This window comes from Nakamurella sp. (genome assembly GCF_048594475.1).
Classification (GTDB): domain Bacteria; phylum Actinomycetota; class Actinomycetes; order Mycobacteriales; family Nakamurellaceae; genus Nakamurella.
This window is the reverse complement of the sequence record NZ_JBMDXT010000192.1, coordinates 1-3,496: the sequence shown is the minus strand read 5'-3', so window position 1 is coordinate 3,496 and position 3,496 is coordinate 1. Positions and strand designations below refer to the sequence as shown.

The following is a 3,496-nucleotide window of genomic DNA, read 5'->3' as shown; positions in this document are numbered from 1 at the left end:
GCCGCCGGCGCCGGCCGGGGCCGCGAGCATGCCGATCGTGCGCCGCACGGTGTCCGGGGTGAGCACCGACCCGGCCTCCTGCAGGGCCAGCAGCTCCTGCAGGGTGCGCTCGGCCAGGGCGACGTCACCGGCCGACCCCTTGAGGGTGATCCGGTTGCCGCGCACGTGGATGTCGGCGGCCAGGCCCTGTTCGAGCAGCCGCAGCAGCATGTCCCGGGATCCGAGGAGCCCCATCATTTGCCGTTCGTCGGCGACCACGACGGTCGATTCGCTACGCGCGGCGGGACGGTCCGCGTCGGGAAGGTCGGTCCGCGCCGCGGCCGACGGAGAATCCGGCACCTGGTGACTGCCTGCTTTCGCCTGTTCGAGATGGCTGACGACCGTGGGCTCGATCGTCGGTCGATTCTATCGAGGCGGGCCGGGGGCCGGGCGACCGGTTTCCCCGGACGGGGTGGGTCCGGCGCCGATCGACCGGCCGGCCCCCGCCGGTCAGCCGGGCGGCCAGGTCAGGTGCCGGCCGCCCAGCAGGTGCAGGTGGGTGTGGAACACCGTCTGCCCCGCGTCGGCCCCGGTGTTGGTGACCAGCCGGTAGCCGGAGCGGTCGATCCCCTCGGCCTGGGCCAGGGTGCGGGCGGTCAGCACCAGCGCGGCCAGCCCGGACGGGTCGTCGGCGGCCACCTCGGCGACGTTCTCGTAGTGCGTCGTCGGGACGACGAGGATGTGGGTGGGCGCCTGCGGGTTGATGTCGCGGAAGGCGACCACGTGGTCGTCGCGGTGCACGACGTCGGCCGGGATCGCGCCCGCGACGATCGCGCAGAACAGGCAGTCGTCACTGGTGTAGGGCATGGCTGACGAGCCTAGCCCCGGGGCCGGGGCCCGGCTCAGACCATCCGCAGCACCTGGCTGCGGCACACGTCCCAGGCCGGGTGGCGCACGTCGATCAGCTCGAAGTGGCCGGTGCCGGGCAGCACGATCAGCGACGCCGGATCGCCGGCCCGCCGCGCGGCCTCGACGTACCGCTCGGACTGGGACAGCGGGACGGTGTCGTCGGCGTGGCCGTGCCCGGCGACCCCCCGGGCGCCGGCGCCGACGTGCGCGAGCGGCGAGGCGTGGTGGTAGCGCTGCGGCATCGACCGGGCCTCGCCCTCCATCAGCGCGGTGACCGCGCCGTTGCCCAGCCGCTCGACCGAGGCGCCCACGAGGTCGAGCAGGCCGGCCTGGGCGACCGCGCCGACGATCGGCACGTGCGCCTCCCCGGGGGCGACGGAACCGGCGGTGCCGGCCCGCAGCGAGCCGCGATGGGCCAGCCAGGCGGCCAGGTGACCGCCGGCGGAGTGCCCGACAGCCGCCACCCGGTCCAGCGCGAGCCGGCCGTCGGCGACGTCCTGCCCGGGCCCGGCCAGCGAGTCGACCGCGCGGGAGACGTCGGCCAGCGTGGTCGGCCAGCCGCCGCCGTCGCCGACCCGGCGGTACTCGATGACCGCGGCGGCCACCCCGTACCGGGTCAGGTCGTAGCCGAGCGGCTCGGCCAGCTCCATCCCGTAGATCGATCGCCAGTAGCCGCCGTGGATGACGACGACGACGGTCAGGTACCGGCCGCTGGGCAGGAACAGCCGCATCTGCTGGCTGGGATGCGGACCGTAGGCGTAGTCGCGGATGTCGACGTTCACGTCCACCGTCCGGTCAGCACGCCGAGCGCGCCCAGGGCGACCGCTCCGGCCGTCGAGGTGCGCAGCACCTGCGGCCCCAGCCGCACCACCGTGGCGCCCGCGGAGCCAAACACCGTGAGCTCCTCCTCGGTCAGTCCCCCCTCGGGACCGACAATCAGAACCACGTCGCCGGCGACCGGCAGGCCGGCCGCCGCCAGCGGTGTGACCGACGACTCGTGCAGCACCAGCGTCGTCGCCGCCGCGGCCAGGGCCGCCACCTGCGCGGTCGTGGCCAGGTCGCGGACGGCCGGGACGAACGGGCGCCGGGCCTGCTTGGCCGCCTCCCGGGCGGTCCCGCGCCAGCGCCGCACCCCCTTGTCGACCTGGTCGGGGCTGCGCCACCGGGCCACGCACCGCTGGGCCGTCCACGGCACGATCGCGTCGACGCCGGCCTCGGTGGCGAGCTCCACGGCCAGCTCGCCGCGCTCGCCCTTGGGCAGCGCCTGCACCAGGGTGACCCGGACGGCCGGCGGCGCCAGCCGCCGAACGACCCCGACGTCCAGGGTCAGCTCGGCCCGGCCGGCGGCGGCCACCGTCGCCGGGGCGAGCGCGCCGGACCCGTCGGTGAGCACCACCGGCTCGCCGGCCCGCAGCCGGCGGACCGTCGCGGCGTGCCGGCCCTCGGGCCCGTCCAGCACGAACCGGCCGGCCGCTGGGAGCGCGTCGACCAGGAAGAACGGTTCGCCGTGGCGGCCGGGCAGCGGGTCGTCGGGGGGCGGGTCGTCGGACAGTGGGTCGCCGGACAGCGGGTCGCCGGACAGTGGGTCGCCGGACAGGTCAGCGCCCGACGAAGGAGTCACGGATCCGGGAGAAGAAGCCGCCGTTGTGCCCGCGGGAGGCGAGCTCGGGCTGCTCCTCGCCGCGCAGCGTGGCCAGCTCGCGCAGCAGCTCGGCCTGCCGGGCGTCGACCCGGGTCGGCGTCACGACCTCGATGTGCACGTGCAGGTTGCCCACGCCGGTGCCGCGCAGCCGGGGCATGCCCTGCCCGCGCAGGGTGATGACGGTCGCCGACTGGGTGCCCGGCTGGATGTCCAGGTCCTCCACGCCGTGCAGGGTCTGCAGGCCCATGGAGGTGCCGAGGGCGGCGGCGGTCATCGGCACGTGCACGGTGCAGTGCAGGTCGATGCCGTCCCGCTGGAACCGCTCGTGCGGCTGCTCCTGGACCTCGACGTACAGGTCGCCGGGGGCGCCGCCGCCCGGGCCGACCTCGCCCTGACCGGCCAGCCGGACCCGGATCCCGTCGCCGACGCCGGCCGGGATGTTGGCCCGCACGGTGCGGCGGCTGCGGACCCGGCCCTCGCCGTTGCACTGGCGGCAGGGCTCGGGGATGACCTCGCCGAAGCCGCGGCAGACCGGGCACGGCCGGGCGGTGACCACCTGGCCCAGCAGCGAGCGCTGGATCTGCTGCACCTCGCCGGATCCCTTGCACATGTCGCAGGTGGCGGGGCGGGTGCCATCGGCGCAGCCGGAACCGTGGCACGAGGTGCACAGCGTCGCGGTGTCCACGGCCAGGTCCTTGGCCACCCCGGTGGCGCATTCCTCCAGGGTCAGGGTGATCGGGATGAGCGCGTCCTCACCCTGGCGCACCCGCGACCGCGGGCCGCGGGAGCGGGTCGCCCCGCCCCCGAAGAACGCGTCCATGATGTCGCCGAGCCCCATGCCGCCGAACGGGTCGCCGCCCATGCCACCGGGGCCGCCCGGGCCGGCGCCCTGACCGCCGAGCGGGTCGCCGCCCAGGTCGACCACCTGCCGCTTGGCCGGGTCGGAGAGCACCTCGTAGGCCGCGG

4 protein-coding genes and 1 pseudogene are annotated in these 3,496 nt (G+C 76.1%); all 5 read right to left on the bottom strand.

Annotation, left to right across the window (positions count from 1 at the left end; genetic code table 11):
- Positions 1–237 (bottom strand): annotated as a pseudogene (locus tag ACOJUF_RS09180) (PhoH family protein); the annotation flags it as partial.
- Between the two features lie 252 nt (positions 238–489).
- Positions 490–846 carry a histidine triad nucleotide-binding protein gene (locus ACOJUF_RS09175; RefSeq protein ID WP_420121554.1) on the bottom strand — a complete coding sequence of 119 codons (357 nt, stop codon included), beginning with the start codon at positions 844–846 and terminating at the stop codon, positions 490–492.
- 35 nt (positions 847–881) lie between these two features.
- Positions 882–1,670, bottom strand: coding sequence for an alpha/beta hydrolase (locus ACOJUF_RS09170; protein ID WP_420121553.1), 789 nt, complete (start codon positions 1,668–1,670; stop codon positions 882–884).
- Complete coding sequence (locus ACOJUF_RS09165; RefSeq protein WP_420121555.1) at positions 1,667–2,410, bottom strand: 16S rRNA (uracil(1498)-N(3))-methyltransferase; 744 nt, start codon at positions 2,408–2,410, stop codon at positions 1,667–1,669. Before ACOJUF_RS09165 ends, ACOJUF_RS09170 begins: the two co-directional genes overlap by 4 nt.
- Before the next feature lie 76 nt (positions 2,411–2,486).
- The coding region (locus ACOJUF_RS09160) for a DnaJ C-terminal domain-containing protein (protein WP_420121552.1) at positions 2,487–3,496 on the bottom strand (1,010 nt) is incomplete at its 5' end.